This window comes from Streptomyces mabaensis, assembly GCF_053763515.1.
This window is the reverse complement of the sequence record NZ_JBSOPZ010000016.1, coordinates 51,622-68,026: the sequence shown is the minus strand read 5'-3', so window position 1 is coordinate 68,026 and position 16,405 is coordinate 51,622. Positions and strand designations below refer to the sequence as shown.

17 protein-coding genes are annotated in these 16,405 nt (G+C 71.2%); 11 read left to right on the top strand and 6 right to left on the bottom strand.

Annotation, left to right across the window (positions count from 1 at the left end; translation table 11 throughout):
- Window position 1: 1 nt before the first annotated feature.
- The 3 genes from pdxR to ACWV17_RS16540 all read left to right on the top strand — a co-directional run bounded on the left by pdxR (window position 2) and on the right by ACWV17_RS16540 (window position 3,007).
- Complete coding sequence (gene pdxR / locus ACWV17_RS16550; protein ID WP_455360320.1) at window positions 2–1,414, top strand: MocR-like pyridoxine biosynthesis transcription factor PdxR; 1,413 nt, start codon at window positions 2–4, stop codon at window positions 1,412–1,414.
- Between the two features lie 107 nt (window positions 1,415–1,521).
- On the top strand, window positions 1,522–1,800 hold the full coding sequence (locus ACWV17_RS16545; RefSeq protein ID WP_455352535.1) for a hypothetical protein: 279 nt from the start codon (window positions 1,522–1,524) through the stop codon (window positions 1,798–1,800).
- Window positions 1,801–1,822: 22 nt separating this feature from the next.
- A complete protein-coding gene (locus tag ACWV17_RS16540) occupies window positions 1,823–3,007 on the top strand; it encodes a glutathionylspermidine synthase family protein (protein ID WP_455360319.1) in 1,185 nt (394 codons plus the stop codon).
- Between the two features lie 28 nt (window positions 3,008–3,035).
- Here ACWV17_RS16540 and rocD read toward each other — a convergent pair whose 3' ends face one another.
- Complete coding sequence (rocD, locus tag ACWV17_RS16535; RefSeq protein ID WP_455352537.1) at window positions 3,036–4,241, bottom strand: ornithine--oxo-acid transaminase; 1,206 nt, start codon at window positions 4,239–4,241, stop codon at window positions 3,036–3,038.
- 278 nt (window positions 4,242–4,519) lie between these two features.
- On the opposite strand from rocD, the gene ACWV17_RS16530 reads away from it, so the two are divergent.
- The 4 genes from ACWV17_RS16530 to ACWV17_RS16515 all read left to right on the top strand — a co-directional run bounded on the left by ACWV17_RS16530 (window position 4,520) and on the right by ACWV17_RS16515 (window position 8,678).
- Window positions 4,520–5,806, top strand: coding sequence for a serine hydroxymethyltransferase (locus ACWV17_RS16530; RefSeq protein ID WP_455360318.1), 1,287 nt, complete (start codon window positions 4,520–4,522; stop codon window positions 5,804–5,806).
- Window positions 5,807–5,862: 56 nt separating this feature from the next.
- Complete coding sequence (gene trpS, locus ACWV17_RS16525; protein ID WP_455360317.1) at window positions 5,863–6,876, top strand: tryptophan--tRNA ligase; 1,014 nt, start codon at window positions 5,863–5,865, stop codon at window positions 6,874–6,876.
- A gap of 168 nt (window positions 6,877–7,044) precedes the next feature.
- Window positions 7,045–7,626 (top strand): 2'-5' RNA ligase family protein, encoded by a 582-nt coding sequence (locus tag ACWV17_RS16520; protein ID WP_455360316.1) that lies wholly within the window; start codon window positions 7,045–7,047, stop codon window positions 7,624–7,626.
- Window positions 7,627–7,655: 29 nt separating this feature from the next.
- On the top strand, window positions 7,656–8,678 hold the full coding sequence (locus ACWV17_RS16515; RefSeq protein ID WP_455360315.1) for a YihY/virulence factor BrkB family protein: 1,023 nt from the start codon (window positions 7,656–7,658) through the stop codon (window positions 8,676–8,678).
- Here ACWV17_RS16515 and ACWV17_RS16510 read toward each other — a convergent pair.
- Window positions 8,596–9,849, bottom strand: coding sequence for a D-alanyl-D-alanine carboxypeptidase family protein (locus ACWV17_RS16510; RefSeq protein ID WP_455360314.1), 1,254 nt, complete (start codon window positions 9,847–9,849; stop codon window positions 8,596–8,598). The two genes, ACWV17_RS16515 and ACWV17_RS16510, sit on opposite strands and share 83 nt — an antisense overlap.
- A gap of 121 nt (window positions 9,850–9,970) precedes the next feature.
- On the opposite strand from ACWV17_RS16510, the gene ACWV17_RS16505 reads away from it, so the two are divergent.
- The 3 genes from ACWV17_RS16505 (at window position 9,971) to ACWV17_RS16495 (ending at window position 13,228) form a co-directional block, all read left to right on the top strand.
- Window positions 9,971–10,222, top strand: coding sequence for an SCO4848 family membrane protein (locus tag ACWV17_RS16505; protein WP_455352543.1), 252 nt, complete (start codon window positions 9,971–9,973; stop codon window positions 10,220–10,222).
- Complete coding sequence (locus ACWV17_RS16500; RefSeq protein ID WP_455360313.1) at window positions 10,222–11,565, top strand: metallophosphoesterase; 1,344 nt, start codon at window positions 10,222–10,224, stop codon at window positions 11,563–11,565. Before ACWV17_RS16505 ends, ACWV17_RS16500 begins: the two co-directional genes overlap by 1 nt.
- A 106-nt stretch (window positions 11,566–11,671) precedes the next feature.
- Window positions 11,672–13,228, top strand: coding sequence for an ABC transporter substrate-binding protein (locus tag ACWV17_RS16495; RefSeq protein WP_455360312.1), 1,557 nt, complete (start codon window positions 11,672–11,674; stop codon window positions 13,226–13,228).
- A gap of 1 nt (window position 13,229) precedes the next feature.
- On the opposite strand, the gene ACWV17_RS16490 is transcribed toward ACWV17_RS16495, so the two are convergent.
- From ACWV17_RS16490 to ACWV17_RS16475, 4 genes are all read right to left on the bottom strand, one after another.
- Entirely contained in the window at window positions 13,230–13,934 is a 705-nt protein-coding gene (locus tag ACWV17_RS16490; protein ID WP_455352546.1) for a TetR family transcriptional regulator, read from the bottom strand.
- A gap of 11 nt (window positions 13,935–13,945) precedes the next feature.
- Complete coding sequence (locus ACWV17_RS16485; RefSeq protein WP_455360311.1) at window positions 13,946–14,362, bottom strand: thiol-disulfide oxidoreductase DCC family protein; 417 nt, start codon at window positions 14,360–14,362, stop codon at window positions 13,946–13,948.
- Window positions 14,359–14,808, bottom strand: coding sequence for a hypothetical protein (locus ACWV17_RS16480; RefSeq protein ID WP_455360310.1), 450 nt, complete (start codon window positions 14,806–14,808; stop codon window positions 14,359–14,361). The genes ACWV17_RS16485 and ACWV17_RS16480 overlap by 4 nt, the downstream gene beginning before the upstream one ends.
- Before the next feature lie 99 nt (window positions 14,809–14,907).
- Window positions 14,908–15,840, bottom strand: a complete 933-nt coding sequence (locus ACWV17_RS16475) for an SMP-30/gluconolactonase/LRE family protein (protein ID WP_455360309.1) — start codon at window positions 15,838–15,840, stop codon at window positions 14,908–14,910.
- 77 nt (window positions 15,841–15,917) lie between these two features.
- Here ACWV17_RS16475 and ACWV17_RS16470 point away from each other — a divergent pair, with 77 nt between their 5' ends.
- Window positions 15,918–16,370, top strand: a complete 453-nt coding sequence (locus ACWV17_RS16470; protein ID WP_455360308.1) for an Lrp/AsnC family transcriptional regulator — start codon at window positions 15,918–15,920, stop codon at window positions 16,368–16,370.
- Window positions 16,371–16,405: the final 35 nt, after the last annotated feature.

Genomic DNA, 16,405 nt, shown 5'->3' with positions numbered 1-16,405 from the left:
CATGACGGAATCGTGGGCCACTTTCGGCGCCGACCTGCATCTGGAACTCTCCGGTTCCGGGGTGCGCGCGGGGCTCATGGACGCGCTGCGCGAGGCCGTCCGTACGGGCCGGCTGGCACCCGGCACCCGGCTGCCGTCCTCCCGCTCGCTCGCCGCCGACCTGGGCATCGCCCGCAACACCGTCGCCGACGCGTACGCCGAGCTGGCCGCCGAGGGCTGGCTCACCGCGCGGCAGGGCTCCGGGACCCGGGTGGCCCCGCGCGCCGCCGCCCGCCGGGCGCCGGCCGGGAGGAGGCCCGGCCCGCCGCGCCGCGCGGCCCCCGGGCGGCCCGCGTACAGCCTCATGCCCGGCTCGCCCGACCTGTCCTCCTTCCCGCGCACGGCCTGGCTGGCCGCCGCCCGCCGGGCGCTGACGGCCGCGCCCAACGAGGCCTTCGGATACGGCGATCCACGCGGCCGCATCGAGCTGCGCGAGGTGCTGGCCGGCTATCTGGCGCGGGCCCGCGGGGTGTACGCCGAGCCGGAACGCATCGTCATCTGCTCGGGGTTCGTGCACGGCCTGATGCTGGTCGCCAAGGTCCTGCGGCAGCGGCGGGTGCGGGGCATCGCCGTCGAGTCGTACGGCCTGGACATCCACTGGAACCTGCTCACCGACGCCGGCCTGCGCACCACCGCGCTGCCCTTCGACGCCACCGGCACCCGGACCGGGGAGCTGGGCGCCCTGCGGCACGCGGGTGCGGTGCTGATGACACCGGCCCACCAGTTCCCGGTGGGGGTGCCGCTGCCGCCGGACCGGCGCGCCGCCGCGGTGGACTGGGCGCGGGCGACGGGCGGGCTGATCCTGGAGGACGACTACGACGGCGAGTTCCGCTACGACCGCCAGCCCGTCGGCGCGCTCCAGGGACTCGACCCCGACCGCGTGGCCTACTTCGGCACGGCCAGCAAGTCCCTCGCGCCCGGCCTGCGGCTCGCCTGGATGGTGCTGCCCGGGCAGCTGGCCGGCGAGGTGGCCGAGGCCAAGGGCGTGGCCGACTGGGCGTGCGGTGTGCTGGACCAGCTGACGCTGGCGGAGTTCATCGCCTCCGGCGCGTACGACCGTCACGTCCGCAGCATGCGGCTGCGTTACCGGCGCCGCCGCGACCAGCTCGTCGCGGCGCTGGCCGAACGGGCGCCCCACGTGGGGGTCACCGGTATCGCCGCCGGCCTGCACGCCGTCCTGGAACTTCCGCCCGGCACCGAGCGGTCGGTGGTCCGGGCCGCGGCCTGGCAGGGCCTGGCGCTGGAGGGCCTGTCCCGGTTCCGCCACCGTGAGTCGGCGGTCCCGCCGCGCGACGCCCTGGTCGTCGGCTACGCGACCCCGCCGGACAGCGCCTGGACGGCCACCCTGGACACCCTGTGCCGGGCGCTGCCCTGAGGGATCCGGACAGGGAGCCGGATTCCGCCGGCGGACCGGACCCCTCTACGCTGGGCGGCGGCCGACAGGCCATGTACATGTACACCGGGAGACGGGGGCGCCGACGCATGGCTGTGCGCAAGAAGCTCAGGTCGGGCACGGTCGTGCTCGGCGGTATGGGGGTGCTCGCGGCGATGCTCACGTCCTGCGGCTCCGAGCCGGACGAGCGCTGCGTCGACCCGGTGACCCAGGAGGAACTGCCCCGCTACGAGTGCGACGACAGCGACGGCTCGGGGCGCTACTACTACGGCGGCTCGGTCAGCAACGGCAAGGTGGCGGGCGGCAGTTTCGACAAGTCGGCGGTCGACCGCGGCGGCTTCGGCAGCTCCGGTTCCGGCGGCGGCTGACCCGGCCGGGACGTACGAACCGATGAAGCGCCACACCACAGAACCCCGGCCCGGCTGGCAGCGGACCGTGGAGGAGCAGGGGCTCGTCTACCCCCTCACCCGGTTCCCCGACGGCTCACTGCGCCCGTACTGGGACGAGAGCGCGTACTACTCCTTCTCGCTGCCCGAGGTCGAGGCGCTGGAGGAGGTCGTCGAGGAGCTGCACGCGATGTGCCTGGCCGCGGCCGCGCACATCGTCGCGCACGACCGCTTCGCCGACCTGGGCATCACCGACGCGCGGCTTGCCCGCCGGATCGCCGAGTCCTGGCGGCGACGGGCCGAACTGCCGTCGCTCTACGGCCGGTTCGATCTCCGCTACGACGGCCGCGGCCCGGCCAAGATGCTGGAGTACAACGCCGACACCCCCACCTCACTGGTGGAGGCGGCGAGCCCGCAGTGGTTCTGGATGGAGGAACGGTTCCCCGGCGCCGACCAGTGGAACTCCCTCCACGAGCGGCTCGTCGACGCGTGGCGGCGGCAGGCCGCCCTGCTGCCGCCGGGTCCCGTGCACTTCGTGCACTCGGACGGCGACGCGCTCGGTGAGGACCTGATGACGGTCGCGTATCTGCGCGAGACCGCCCAGCAGGCCGGACTCGCCACCGAGGCACTGTCCGTAGAACGGATCGGCTGGGACCGGCTGTCCGGCCGCTTCGTCGACGAACGGCTGCGGTTCATCCGCAGCTGCTTCAAGCTCTATCCGTGGGAGTGGCTGACCACCGACCGCTTCGGCCCGCACGTCCTGGACACCCTCGACAACGGCGGCTCCACCGGCACCACCTGCTGGATCGAGCCGGCCTGGAAGATGCTGCTGTCCAACAAGGCGCTGCTCGCCGTGCTGTGGGAGCTCTACCCGGGGCATCCCAACCTGTTGCCCGCGTATCTGGACGGTCCGCGCGAACTCGCGAGCGGCCGGGGCTATGTGGCCAAGCCGCTGCTGGGACGCGAGGGCGCGGGCGTCACCGTGCACGAGCCCGGCGACCCCCAGCCGGTACCGCGTGACGAGCCGTGCTGCTACCAGGAGTTGGCCCCGCTGCCTGACTTCGACGGCAACCGCGTGGTGCTCGGTGCGTGGGTCGTCGAGGACGAGGCGGCGGGGCTCGGTATCCGGGAGTCGTCGGGCCTGATCACGGACGAGTACGCGCGGTTTCTCCCGCACGTCATCCTCTGACCCGCGCAACCCTCTGACCAGGGGCCCCCTACTCGTCCAGGACCGCCCGGAGCTGGTCGAGGCCCCAGTCCAGGTCCTCCTTGCTGATCACCAGCGGCGGGGCGATCCGGATCGTGGATCCGTGGGTGTCCTTGACCAGCACCCGGCGGTCCATCAGCTTCTCGGAGATCTCCCGGCCGGTCCCGTGGCCGGCGGAGATGTCCACCCCGGCCCACAGCCCTCGCCCGCGCACCGCGTCCACGGCTCCGCCGCCCACCAGCAGGCCCAGCTCGCGGTGCAGGTGGTCGCCGAGCTCGGCGGCGCGCTGCTGGTACTCGCCGGTGCGCAGCATCGCGATGACCTCCAGCGCGACGGCGCAGGCGAGCGGGTTGCCGCCGAACGTCGAGCCGTGCTCGCCGGGCCGGAACACTCCCAGGATCTCCGCCGAGGACACCACCGCCGAGACGGGCACGACGCCTCCGCCGAGCGCCTTGCCGAGCACGTACATGTCCGGTACGACACCCTCGTGCTCGCAGGCGAACGTCCTGCCGGTCCGGCCGAGGCCGGACTGGATCTCGTCCGCGATGAACAGCACATTGCGCCGACGGGTCAACTCCCGCACCCGCTCCAGGTATCCGGCGGGCGGCACCAGCACGCCGGCCTCGCCCTGGATCGGCTCCAGCAGTACGGCGACGGTGTTCTCGGTCATGGCCGCTTCGAGCGCGGTCAGATCGCCGTACGGGACGATCTCGAAGCCCGGGGTGTACGGACCGTAGTCCGCCCGCGCCTCATGATCGGTGGAGAAGCTGACGATGGTGGTCGTGCGGCCGTGGAAGTTGTTCCCCGCGACGATGATCTTCGCCCGGCCGTCCATCACTCCCTTGACCTTGTAGCCCCACTTGCGGGCGGTCTTCACGGCGGTCTCCACCGCCTCCGCCCCGGTGTTCATGGGCAGCACCGTCTCCATGCCGCACAGCTCGGCGAGTTGCGCGCAGAAGTCCGCGAACCGGTCGTGGTGGAAGGCGCGCGAGGTGAGCGTGACCCGCTCCAGCTGGGCCTTGGCCGCGTCGATGAGACGCCGGTTGCCGTGACCGAAGTTCAGTGCCGAGTAGCCGGCGAGCATGTCGAGGAAGCGACGCCCCTCGACATCGGTCATCCAGGCACCTTCCGCCGACGCGACGACGACGGGCAGCGGGTGGTAGTTGTGCGCGCTGTGGGCCTCGGCGGAGGCGAAGGCAGATGCCGTTGTCGACACGGGTTCTCCGATCGTCGGGACAGACCATCCGGTGCGGGGCGGGGATCGCGCCCCTTTCTATCGTCGCTCTTCCGGCCTGGAAAGAAACCTTCGGTGTACGGCGAGCCCGGTAGAGTGAACAGTGCGCACGGCGACTGGCACGCGGGGAAGCGACCCCGGGGAAGCCGTGTGCGGCAACCACCACGAGGTGCCGCCTTCCCCCGTAGCCTTCGGCACGGGAGGGACCCCCAGGGCACCCCGGGACCACGACGCGGACACGGATCGTCCCGGAGGACGCCATGACACTGCCTCGCTCTGCGACCACGCACAGCCACCCCGCCCTCGCCGCCACGGACCCGGAACTCGCCGCCCTCGTCGGCGCGGAGGAGCGGCTCCAGGCCGAGACCCTGCGGCTCATCCCCAGCGAGAACTACGTCTCCCGGGCCGTGCTGGAGGCCGCCGGCACCGTGCTGCAGAACAAGTACAGCGAGGGCTACCCGGGCCGCCGCTACTACGAGGGCCAGCAGAACATCGACCAGGTCGAACTCCTCGCCATCGCCCGCGCGAAGGCGCTCTTCGGCGTCGAGCACGCCAACGTCCAGCCCTACTCCGGCTCGCCCGCGAACCTCGCCGTCTACCTCGCCTTCGCCGAGCCCGGCGACACCGTCATGGGCATGGCCCTCCCGATGGGCGGCCACCTCACCCACGGCTGGGGAGTCTCCGCGACCGGCAAGTGGTTCCGCGGCGTCCAGTACGGCGTACGCCAGGACACCGGCCTGATCGACTTCGACGAGGTACGCGAACTCGCCCTCAAGGAACGCCCGAAGCTGATCTTCTGCGGCGGTACCGCCCTCCCCCGCACCATCGACTTCGCCGCCTTCGCGGAGATCGCCCGCGAGGCCGGTGCCGTCCTGGTCGCCGACGTCGCCCATATCGCGGGCCTGATCGCGGGCGGTGCCCACCCGTCCCCGGTCCCGCACGCGGACGTCATCTCGACCACCACGCACAAGACCCTGCGCGGGCCCCGCGGCGCGATGCTCATGTGCCGCGAGGAGCACGCCAAGGCGATCGACAAGGCCGTCTTCCCCGGTCTCCAGGGCGGTCCGCACAACCAGACCACGGCCGCCGTGGCGGTGGCCCTCCACGAGGCCGCCCGGCCCTCGTTCCGCGACTACGCACACGCGGTGGTCGCCAACGCCAAGGCGCTCGCCGAAGCGCTGCTGGAGCGCGGCTTCGACCTGGTCTCGGGCGGTACCGACAACCACCTGATCCTGATGGACCTGACCCCCAAGGACGTCCCCGGCAAGACCGCCGCCAAGGCCCTCGACCGGGCCGGGATCGTCGTGAACTACAACACCGTCCCCTACGACCCCCGGAAGCCCTTCGACCCCTCCGGCATCCGCATCGGCACCCCCTCACTGACCTCGCGCGGTCTCGCCGTGGAACACATGCCGGCCGTCGCCGACTGGATCGACCGGGGAGTCAGCGCCGCCCGGACCGGCGACGAGGACGCCCTGGCCCGGATCCGTGCCGAGGTCGCCGCGCTGATGGCTGTCTACCCGGCGCCGGGCCTGCCGACGGACTGACCGACTGCGGTACACCGGCGGTGGGAGCAGGGTTGCGCACCTGAGAGAATGAGGGCATGGCCTCTGATCGTCCTCGCGCGCTCTCCGGTATCCAGCCCACCGCCGGTTCGTTCCACCTCGGGAACTACCTCGGTGCGATCCGCCAGTACGTGGCGTTGCAAGAGACCCACGACGCGTTCTACATGGTCGTGGACCTGCACGCGATCACCATTCCGCAGGACCCCGCGGAGCTGCGTGCGAACACCCGGCTCGCCGTCGCCCAGCTGCTCGCCGCCGGCCTCGACCCGGAGCGCTGCACGCTCTTCGTCCAGAGCCACGTCCCGGAGCACGCCCAGCTCGGCTGGGTCATGAACTGCCTCACCGGTTTCGGCGAGGCCTCCCGCATGACCCAGTTCAAGGACAAGTCCGCCAAGCACGGCGCCGACCGCTCCACCGTCGGCCTCTTCACGTACCCGATCCTCCAGGTCGCGGACATCCTCCTCTACCAGGCCGACGCCGTCCCGGTCGGCGAGGACCAGCGTCAGCACATCGAGCTCACCCGCGACCTCGCGGAGCGCTTCAACGGCCGCTTCGGCGACACCTTCACCATCCCGGCGCCGCACATCATCAAGGAGGTCGGGAAGATCTACGACCTCCAGGACCCGGCGATCAAGATGAGCAAGTCGGCGTCCACTCCCAAGGGCCTGATCAACCTGCTCGACGAGCCGAAGGCCACCGCGAAGAAGGTCAAGAGCGCGGTCACCGACACGGAGACCGAGATCCGCTTCGACCCCGAGAAGAAGCCGGGCGTCAGCAACCTGCTCACCATCTACTCCACCCTCACCGGCACCGGAATCGCCGATCTGGAGCAGAAGTACACCGGCAAGGGCTACGGTGCGCTGAAGACCGACCTCGCCGAGGTGATGGTCGAGTTCGTCACCCCCTTCAGGACCCGCACGCAGGAGTACCTGGACGACCCGGAGACGCTGGACTCGATCCTGGCCAAGGGAGCGGAGAAGGCCCGCGCGGTCGCCGCGGAGACGCTGGCCCAGGCGTACGACAGGATCGGGCTGCTCCCCGCGAAGCACTGACGGCGCCCGGACCGGCTCCGGGCCCGGGCGGCAGACCTCGAATCGAGACGGGAATCACGTCCCGAAACGTACCGAATCACGCACTGACCGAGGACCCTGGCCGTACGGGCCGTGCAGCCGCCACACTGGCGGCACCGCACCACACGCGACACGACTGAGGAGAAGCTAGTGGGGACCGTAACGCTCGGCGTTTCGATCGCGGTCCCGGAGCCGTACGGCAGCCTGCTCCAGGAGCTGCGCGCGGGCTTCGGGGACCCTGCCGCGCACGGCATCCCCACCCATGTCACCCTCCTCCCGCCGACCGAGGTGGACGAGTCCGCCCTCCCGGAGATCCGCACGCACCTCGCGGCCGTCGCGGCCGTCGGCCGCGCCTTCCCGATGCGGCTCTCCGGGACCGGCACGTTCCGCCCGATGTCGCCCGTGGTCTACGTCCAGGTCGTCGAGGGCGCCTCGGCCTGCGCATGGCTGCAGCAGCAGATCCGGGACGCCGGCGGCCCGGTGCCGCGCGAGCTGCAGTTCCCCTACCACCCGCATGTGACGGTCGCGCACGGCATCGCCGAGGAGGCGATGGACCGGGCGTACGCGGAACTCGCGGACTACGAGGCGTCCTGGACCTCCAACGGCTTCGCGCTGTACGAGCAGGGCGCGGACGGGATCTGGCGCAAGCTGCGCGACTACCCCTTCGGAACCGGCCCGTCCGGGGTCCCCGCGCAGGTAGCGCACAGGGACGAGCCGACGCTCCAGCCGTAACAGCCAGGTCCGGCGGGTAGGAGCGACCCATGGACTGGCTGAAAAAACTCCCGGTCGTGGGCCCGCTCGTCGCGAAACTGATGCGGACCCACGCCTGGCGCTCCTACGAGACGCTCGACCGGGTCCACTGGACCCGGCTGGCCGCGGCGATCACCTTCATCAGCTTTCTGGCGGTCTTCCCGCTGATCACGGTGGCCGCGGCCATCGGCGCAGCCTTCCTCACCCCCGAACGGCTGAAGAAGCTGGAGGACGGGGTGGCCGAGCAGGTGCCCGGCATCTCCGACCAGCTCGACCTCGACGGGCTGGTGGCCAACGCGGGCACGATCGGGCTCGTCGCCGGAGCCCTGCTGCTGTTCACCGGCATCGGCTGGATCGGCTCGATGCGCGACTGCCTGCGGGCCGTCTGGGAGAAGGACGACGAGGACGAGGGAAACCCGGTCCTGAACAAGGCCAGGGACGGCGTGGTGCTCATCGGGCTCGGCGCCGCCGCGCTCGCCTCGCTCGTCGCGTCCGGCGTCGGGTCCTCGGCCATCGGCTGGAGCGCGGACCAGCTGGGCATCTCCCGGGACGGCTGGGGCGGGGTCCTGCTCCAGATCGCGGTCTTCGCGGTGGCCGTCCTCGCCGACTTCCTGGTCCTGCTGTACGTACTGACGCTGCTGCCGGGGGTGGAGCCGCCGCGCCACCGGCTGATCGTCGCCGGACTCATGGGCGCGGTCGGCTTCGAACTGCTGAAGCTGCTGATCGGCAGCTACATCAGGGATGTCGCCGGCAAGAGCATGTACGGCGCGTTCGGGGTGCCGATCGCGCTGCTGCTGTGGATCAACCTCACCGCGAAGCTGCTGCTGTTCTGCGCCGCCTGGACGGCGACGCAGTCACGGCAGGCGGACACCGACATGGCCATGTCCGAGGCCGAGGTGGAGGTCACCGGCGGCGCGGGAGTCACCGGCGCGGAAGTCGCCGACGACGACGTCACCGGCGCGGGAGACGCAGCGGCCAGCGGCGGTTCACCAGGAACACCGCCGCGACCAGCAGCGCGACCATCCCGCCCGTGATGGAGAGCGCGACACCGATCCCGCTGCCGCCCGACCGGTCCTTCGCGGAGACCGCGGCCTGCGCCGGGCCCTCCGTCTTCTTCCCGTGGTCCGGCTTGCTCGGCGGCGCGCCCTTGGACGCGCCCGCGGCCTCCGCGGTCTTCGGCCCGACCAGTTCGCCCACCGGCCTGACCTTGCCGGCCGCCGCGAAGCCCCAGTCGAAGAGCGCCGCGGTCTCGTCGTAGACCGCGTTCAGCCCCTCCGCGTCGGGGTTCATCACCGTCACCAGCAGCACCCGGTCGCCGCGCTGCGCCACACCGGTGAAGGTGGAACCGGCGTTCGTGGTGTTGCCGTTCTTCACCCCGGCGATGCCCTTGTACGGGCCGCGGCCGTACGCACCCGTCAGCAGCCGGTTGGTGTTCTGGATCTCGAACGTCTCCCGCCGCTTTCCCTCCTTCTGCTCGCCGGGGAAGGTCGCGGACGCCGTGGAGCAGTACTCGCGGAAGTCCTTCTTCTGCAGGCCGGAGCGGGCGATCAGCGTCAGGTCGTACGCGCTGCTGACCTGGCCCGGCTCGTCGTAGCCGTCGGGCGAGACGACGACCGTGTCGAGGGCCTGGAGCTCCTCGGCATGCTGCTGCATGTCCTCGACGGTCTTGTCGATCCCGCCGTTCATCGCGGAGAGCACATGCACCGCGTCGTTGCCGGACCGCAGGAAGACCCCCAGCCACAGGTCGTGCACCGTGTAGCTGTGGTCCTCCTTGATGCCGACCAGGCTGCTGCCCTCGCCGACGTCCGCCAGCTCGTCCTCGGTCACCAGGTGCGTGTCGGTCTTGGGCATCCGCGGCAGCAGGGTGTCCGCGAAGAGCATCTTCATGGTGGATGCGGGCGGCAGCCGCCAGTGCGCGTTGTGCGCGGCGAGCACATCGCCGGACTCCGCGTCCGCCACGATCCACGAACGGCCGCTCAGCTCCCTGGGCAGGACCGGGGCCCCCCGGCCCAGATTCACCTGGGTACCTGGCTTGCCGAGCTGCGCGCCGCCGACCGAGGACATCACGACGGGTGGCTTCGGCCGGCTGCGCTGCTCGGTGTCGGGCTTGTGGTCGGCGAGGGCGGGCCCGGCGACCAGGGCGGGCAACAGGAGGGCGGACAGCACGGTCACCGCGGAGGCGGTCATCTTCTTCGGGGCAGACACGGACGAGAACGTACCTGCCGTACCCGGTGACGGGATCACCGGTGGCGGGACCCGCCGGAAGAGCCGCCGGGACAGCCCACCCCGACGCGGCCGTTCCGGGGAAGGAGACGATACTGAGCGTATGAAACTGAGCCGTCCCCTTTCCTGGTTCCTGCTCGCGTTCGGGGTGTGGAGCTGGGTCATCTGGGTCACTTTCATCAAGAACCTGTGGGAGAACGGGAGCGGTCTGGCGTTCGACGCCGCGGGGGAGCCGACGGCGTACTTCTGGGTGCATCTGCTGCTCGCCATCACGTCCTTGCTTCTGGGGACGGGTGTCGGGCTCATCGGGTTGCGCGGCCTGCGTGCCCTCCGCCGTGAATCCGGCCGTGCCTGATGGCTGTTGCGATGTTCGCGCTGGTCGCGGCCGCCGTTCTGGCCCTGCTGGCGCTCGTCCACCGCTACCTGTGGCGCAGGCTCGTCGGTGACACCACCGCACCCGGCGGCGTGGCCCGCCGCGCCGGGACCGCCGCCGTGTGGGTGCTGCCGCTGCTGACCGTGGGCGCGATGGTGAGCGCCCGCGCCGGAGCCCCCTTCTGGCTCCAGCAGGTGCTGGCCTGGCCGGGCTACCTCTGGCTGGCCGTACTGCTGTACCTGACCCTGGCGGTCCTGGCGGGCGAGGCGGTTCGGCCCCTGCTGGGGCGGCTGCTCGCGCGCCGGGACGCGACGAAGGGTCCCGCGGACGCGGCCGGTGCCGAGCCGGCCCCGGCCGCCGCCGACGGGGACCGCGTCGGCGCCGCGGCGCGTACCGGCGCCGCCGGTACGGCCGGCGCCGCGAGTACGCCGCCGCCCGGCACCACGGTCACGCACGCCCTCGCGGCCCCCGCGCCCGGCGCGCCCGAGGCACCCGCCGACGTGAGCCGGCGGCTCTTCGTCGCGCGCACCGTCGCCGGCGCCGCCGCCCTCGCCGCCGCCGGCACCGTCGGGTACGGGACGTACGGGGTGCTGCGCGGGCCGCGCGTCAAGCGCGTCACCGTACCGCTGGCCAAACTGCCGCGCGCCGCCCACGGCTTCCGTATCGCCGTCGTCAGCGACGTCCACCTCGGGCCCGTCCTCGGCCGGGCGCACACCCAGCGGATCGTCGACACCATCAACTCCACCCAGCCCGATCTGGTCGCCGTCGTCGGCGACCTCGTCGACGGCAGCGTCGCCGACCTGGGATCCGCCGCCGAGCCGCTGGCCCGGCTCCGGGCGCGCCACGGCACGTACTTCGTCACCGGCAACCACGAGTACTTCTCCGGCGCGCAGCAGTGGATCGACCACGTCCGCGAGCTCGGGATGCGCCCACTGGAGAACGCCCGTACCGCACTGCCCGGCTTCGACCTCGCGGGCGTCAACGACCTCGCGGGCGAGAGCGAGGGCGAGGGCCCCGACTTCGTCCGCGCCCTCGGCGACCGGGACCGTACCCGGGCGGCCGTCCTCCTCGCACACCAGCCGGTCGTCATCCACGACGCGGTGCGGTACGGGGTGGACCTCCAGCTCTCCGGGCACACCCACGGCGGCCAGATGTGGCCCGGCAACCTCGTCGCGGCCCAGGCCAACCCGACGCTGGCCGGGCTGGAGCGGTACGGCGACACGCAGCTGTACGTCTCGCGGGGCGCGGGCGCGTGGGGCCCGCCGGTGCGGGTCGGGGCGCCGTCCGACATCACGGTCGTACAGCTCGCCTCACGGCACGCCTGACCCCCTTTCTCTTGTGAAGATTCCGTGATTGAGTGCACGCCATTGGGGGCCGGCGGGGCTGAGGGGCGCACGCCGGCGGGGGATAGGGCCATGAGGAGTACTTGGCATGCGGTCTGTCCGGTTTCGCGTTTTCACAGCGGGTGTGGTGCTGGTCGCCGCCGGGGTCGGCGGCTGGCAGCTGCTGCCGTCGGACGGTGGGCGGAAGGACCCGATCACGGTGGGGACGACCGACACCGTCTCGTCGCTCGACCCGGCCGGTGCGTACGACGCCGGTTCCTGGGCGCTCTACAGCAATGTCTTCCAGACGCTGATGACCATGAAGCCGGGCTCCGACACCCCGGTGCCCGATGCGGCGAGCTCCTGCGAGTTCATCGGCCAGAAACTGACGACGTACCAGTGCGAACTGCGCGAGGGGCTGACCTTCTCCAACGGCCGCGCGGTGACGGCCGCCGACGTCAAGCACTCCTTCGACCGGGTCCTGGCGATCGACTCCGAGCAGGGCCCGAAGTCGCTGTTCGCCACCCTGAAGTCGGTCAGGACCCGGGGCAGCACGATCACCTTCAACCTCTCCTCGCGTGACGCGACGTTCCCCTTCAAGGTCGCCACGGGGGCGGGAGCGATCGTCGACCGTACGAAGTACCCGGCCAGGGCACTGCGCACCGGCGACACCGTCGACGGCTCCGGCCCGTACGTCCTGACGTCGTTCGACGCCGACAGCCGGGCGCGGCTGAAGCCCAACCGCTCGTACCAGGGCCAGGCGTCCGCGGCCAAGGTCCCGGTGAACATCCGCTACTTCAAGGGGTCCGAGGCGCTCAACCGGGCCTGGGAGAGCCGCGAGGTCGAGGTCACCCACCGGGAGATGCCGCCCGAGGTGCTCGCCGGACTCACCCCGGGCATGCCGGACATCCGGATCAAGGAGTCCGAGGGTGCCGAGATCCGCACGCTGATCTTCAACGTGCGCAAGGGCTCGCAGATGGCGGAGAAGGACGTACGCAAGGCCGTCGCCGCCCTCCTGGACCGGCCGAAGCTGGCGAGCTCGGTGTACCGCGGCACCGTCGACCCGCTGTACTCGCTGATCCCGCAGGGCATCGCCGGGCACAGCACGCCGTTCCACGACGCGTACCCCGAGCCCAGCAAGGAACGGGCCCGGAAGCTGCTGCGCCAGGCGGGGGTGGAGACTCCGGTGCGGTTCAGCCTGGCGTTCTCGGTGCGGGGCGCGACCGAGGCCGAGGCCGAGGAGGTGCGTCGCCAGCTGGAGGAGACCGGGCTGTTCAAGGTGGAGCTGATCTCCGTGCCCGAGTGGACGACGTTCCAGAAGGGGTACGCGGCCGGCAAGTACGACGCGTACACCATCGGCTGGATCGCGGACTTCCCCGACCCGGACAACTTCAGCCAGCCGCTCGTCGGCACGAACACCAGCATGAACAACGGTTTCTCGGACAAGGACATCGACGAGCTGATCGTGCGGACCCAGTCGTACGGCGAGCGCGGCCGGGCGAGCAGGGACTTCAAGGCGCTCCAGCAACTCGTCGCGGACGAGGTGCCGATGGTCCCGATCTGGCAGAAGAAGGACTACGTCCTCAGCCGGGAGGCGGTCACGGGAGCGCAGTATCTGTCGGACGGCACGGGCGTGTGGCGCCTGTGGGAACTCGACTGGCTGTGATTCAGGACCTCTTGCGGGCCGCGACCGTCTCCGCCATGCCTGGCAGGAAGTCCGTGAACAGCTCGTGCACCTCGCGGACGAGCGGCCGCAGTACCCGGAAGCGGGCCAGCGCGACGCCGCGGGTGGTGAGGCGGGCACCCCGTTCGGCGAGGCGGCGGCTGCGCTCGCGGCCCTCCGAGCGGTCGAAGACCCAGTACAGGACCAGACCCATCTGGGAGAGCCACATCAAGTCGGGAAGGATGTCCGCGAGTTCGTCCGGAACCTTGGCCTTGGAGCCGGCCAGCACCTCCCGGTGGATCGAGACGGCCGCCTCGCGGGCGTGTTCCGACTCGGGGGAGAACGGGCTGAGGGGGCTCTCCGGGTCGGCCGCGTTCTTGAAGAACTGGGCCGCGAACTCGTGGTACGGCGCCGCGATGTCCAGCCAGGCCCCCAGCACGCCGGCGAGCCGGGTCTCCAGATCGGTCTCCCGGTCCAGCACGGACCGGACCGCCGCCTGGTGTTCCGCGGAGATCCGGTCGTAGAAGCCCTGGACGAGATGTTCCTTGGAGGCGAAGTAGTAGTAGGCGTTCCCCACCGACACCCCGGCCTCCTTGGCGATGGCCCGCATCGTCGTCTTGTCGTAACCGCGCTCCTGGAAGAGCCGGAGCGCGGTTTCGAGGATGAGCGTCCGGGTCTGCTCGCTCTTGGGGGCCTTCGCTTCAGTCACGGTGTCCGAGCCTAACTGGGTACGGCGCACCGGTCGTCGCAGGGCGTTCCCGCCGCCGGCCCGGACGACGTGGCCGCGCGGTACTTCGCCGCCGCGAGCATCGTCCCGCGTACGAAGGGCAGGCCGGCCGGGGTGGCGAGCCAGTGGGCCTTCGGCCGGTGCTCGGCCAGGGCCCAGAGGCAGACGATCCAGGCCGCCGGCCCGGCGTAGATCTGGCCGCGGTCGCCGATGACGGTGATCTCCCGCAGGGTGCGGGCGTGGTCGAGGCCGGGGTACCTGCGCCGCGCCTCGGCCGACCCGGCGGGCACCATGTCCAGCGGTACCAGCTGCCGCTGCCGCAGCAGCCAGTTCCGCAGATGGACGCAGAGGGAGCACTGGGAGTCGTACAGGACGGTCAGTGCCCGGACCGGGGTGCCCACCGCGCTCACGCCCCGGCGCCGGCGGGACCGGCGGCGGGTGCGGCCCACGGGCCCGGACCGGTCTGGTTCGTCCAGCCCTGCGGGCCGACCGGCGGGACCTGCTCGCGGTCCATGACCCCGCGCCGGCGGATCTTGTTGAGGACCCAGACGTTGCCGAGATGCATGACGCCGAGGACGAGCAGGACGACACCGATCTTCACCGAGAGCGCCTCGAAGAGCCCGCGGGCGTTCTCGACGGCTTCGGCCGCCTTGAGGTACAGCGCGACGAAGCCGAGGTTGACCAGGTAGAAGCCGACCACCAGGAGGTGGTTGACCGCGTCGGCGAGCTTCTCGTCTCCGCGCAGCACATCGGCGATGAAGATGCGTCCGTTGCGGCTGAGCGTCCGGGCCACCCAGATGGTGAGCGCGACGCTGATCAGCAGGTAGACGGCGTACGCGACAACAGTGAGGTCCATCCCCCACCCCTCCTTGAACGTGTTCAAAAAGCTGGCATGAATGAATCTAGCCCTGTTTTTGAACATGTTCAAGCGGAGGGGTGGAGGAGTCGGCCCGGCTCAGCGGGCGCGGCGGATCCGCGGCGCCCCCGTCACCGACATCACCAGCGAATACAGCGCCGTCGTCGCCGTGATGAACAGGCGGTTGTTCTTCGGGCCGCCGAACGCGATGTTGGAGACCGCCCCGGGGACGCGCAGCCGGCCGATCAGCGTGCCGTCCGGGTCGTAGCAGTGCACTCCGCCGAACATGGCGGCCGCCCACAGCCGGCCCTCGTCGTCGAAACGGATGTTGTCGAACCGGCTGTCCGTGTCCGCCGTTTCGGCGAAGACCTTGCCGTCCGAGAGGGTGCCGTCCTCGCGCACGTCGAAGACGCGGATGTGCCCGGCGCGGGTGTCGGACACGTACAACTGCCGCTCGTCGAGCGAGAAGACGAGGCCGTTCGGGCCGCCGAAGCCGTCCGCCACCACGGTGACCGCACCGGTGGCCGGGTCGATCCGGTAGACGTTGCGGGCGCCGATCTCGCTCTCCGCGCGGTATCCCTCGTAGTCGCTGGTGATGCCGAAGTCCGGGTCGGAGAACCAGACGGACCCGTCGGACTTCACGGCAGCGTCGTTCGGGCTGTTGAGCCGCTTGCCCGCGAACCGGTCGGCGAGCACGGTGATGCTGCCGTCGGGCTCGGTGCGGGTGACCCGGCGGTTGCCCTGCTCGCAGCTGATCAGCCGGCCCTCGCGGTCGAGGGTGTTGCCGTTGCTGTGGCCGGCGGGGGAGCGGAACACGCCGACGGTGCCGGTGGGTTCGTCCCAGCGCAGCATGCGGTCGTTGGGGATGTCGCTCCAGATCAGCTGCCGCCAGGCGGGCAGGTAGACCGGTCCTTCGGCCCAGCGGCAGTCGTCGTGGAGCCGTTCCAGCCGCTCGTCCCCGTGGGTGCACCGTCCGGTGCGGAAGCGCTCGTCCAGGATCTCGTAGATCGAAGTACGGATATCGGAAGACATGATGGCAACCTCCGGGGCATGAGCCGAATAATGTTCGGTAGAACATGCCTATCGTAGGACGCTGTATGGTGGCAACCGTGGATGACATCGACCGTGAACTCGTCGCGCTGCTCCAGCGGGACGCCACCCAGGCGTACGCCGCCCTCGGCAGGGCGGTCGGCCTCTCGGCGGGCGCCGCCCATGAGCGCGTACGCAAACTCCGTGACCGCGGCGTCATTCGCCGCACGACGGTGGACGTGGACCCGGCCGCCCTCGGGCGCGGCGTACTGGCCTTCGTGATGGTCGAGTCGTCGGCGTGGATGGGCGATTCGGCCGAGGCCTTCGCCGCGATCCCCGAGATCCAGGAGGCCCACGTCATCGCGGGCAGCGCGTCGGTGATGGTGAAGGTCAGGACCACGACCACGGAGGGGCTCCAGGACGTGCTGCGCAGGCTGTACGCGATCGAGGGCGTCAGCGGCACCCGGGCGACGGTGTCCCTGGAGACGTTCTTCGAGCGGCCCGTCTCCCCGGCGTCCCCGGCGGCGGACTGAACACAGGCCGGCTGAGCACAGGCCGGCCCGACGGC

What these genes read in the sequence shown, in the direction of transcription:
- pdxR (WP_455360320.1), top strand. Translation starts at nt 2, where the DNA reads ATGACGGAATCGTGGGCCACTTTCGGCGCCGACCTGCATCTGGAACTC.
- ACWV17_RS16545 (WP_455352535.1), top strand. Translation starts at nt 1,522, where the DNA reads ATGGCTGTGCGCAAGAAGCTCAGGTCGGGCACGGTCGTGCTCGGCGGT.
- ACWV17_RS16540 (WP_455360319.1), top strand. Translation starts at nt 1,823, where the DNA reads ATGAAGCGCCACACCACAGAACCCCGGCCCGGCTGGCAGCGGACCGTG.
- ACWV17_RS16530 (WP_455360318.1), top strand. Translation starts at nt 4,520, where the DNA reads ATGACACTGCCTCGCTCTGCGACCACGCACAGCCACCCCGCCCTCGCC.
- trpS (WP_455360317.1), top strand. Translation starts at nt 5,863, where the DNA reads ATGGCCTCTGATCGTCCTCGCGCGCTCTCCGGTATCCAGCCCACCGCC.
- ACWV17_RS16515 (WP_455360315.1), top strand. Translation starts at nt 7,656, where the DNA reads ATGGACTGGCTGAAAAAACTCCCGGTCGTGGGCCCGCTCGTCGCGAAA.
- ACWV17_RS16505 (WP_455352543.1), top strand. Translation starts at nt 9,971, where the DNA reads ATGAAACTGAGCCGTCCCCTTTCCTGGTTCCTGCTCGCGTTCGGGGTG.
- ACWV17_RS16500 (WP_455360313.1), top strand. Translation starts at nt 10,222, where the DNA reads ATGGCTGTTGCGATGTTCGCGCTGGTCGCGGCCGCCGTTCTGGCCCTG.
- ACWV17_RS16495 (WP_455360312.1), top strand. Translation starts at nt 11,672, where the DNA reads ATGCGGTCTGTCCGGTTTCGCGTTTTCACAGCGGGTGTGGTGCTGGTC.
- ACWV17_RS16480 (WP_455360310.1), bottom strand. Translation starts at nt 14,808, where the DNA reads ATGGACCTCACTGTTGTCGCGTACGCCGTCTACCTGCTGATCAGCGTC.
- ACWV17_RS16475 (WP_455360309.1), bottom strand. Translation starts at nt 15,840, where the DNA reads ATGTCTTCCGATATCCGTACTTCGATCTACGAGATCCTGGACGAGCGC.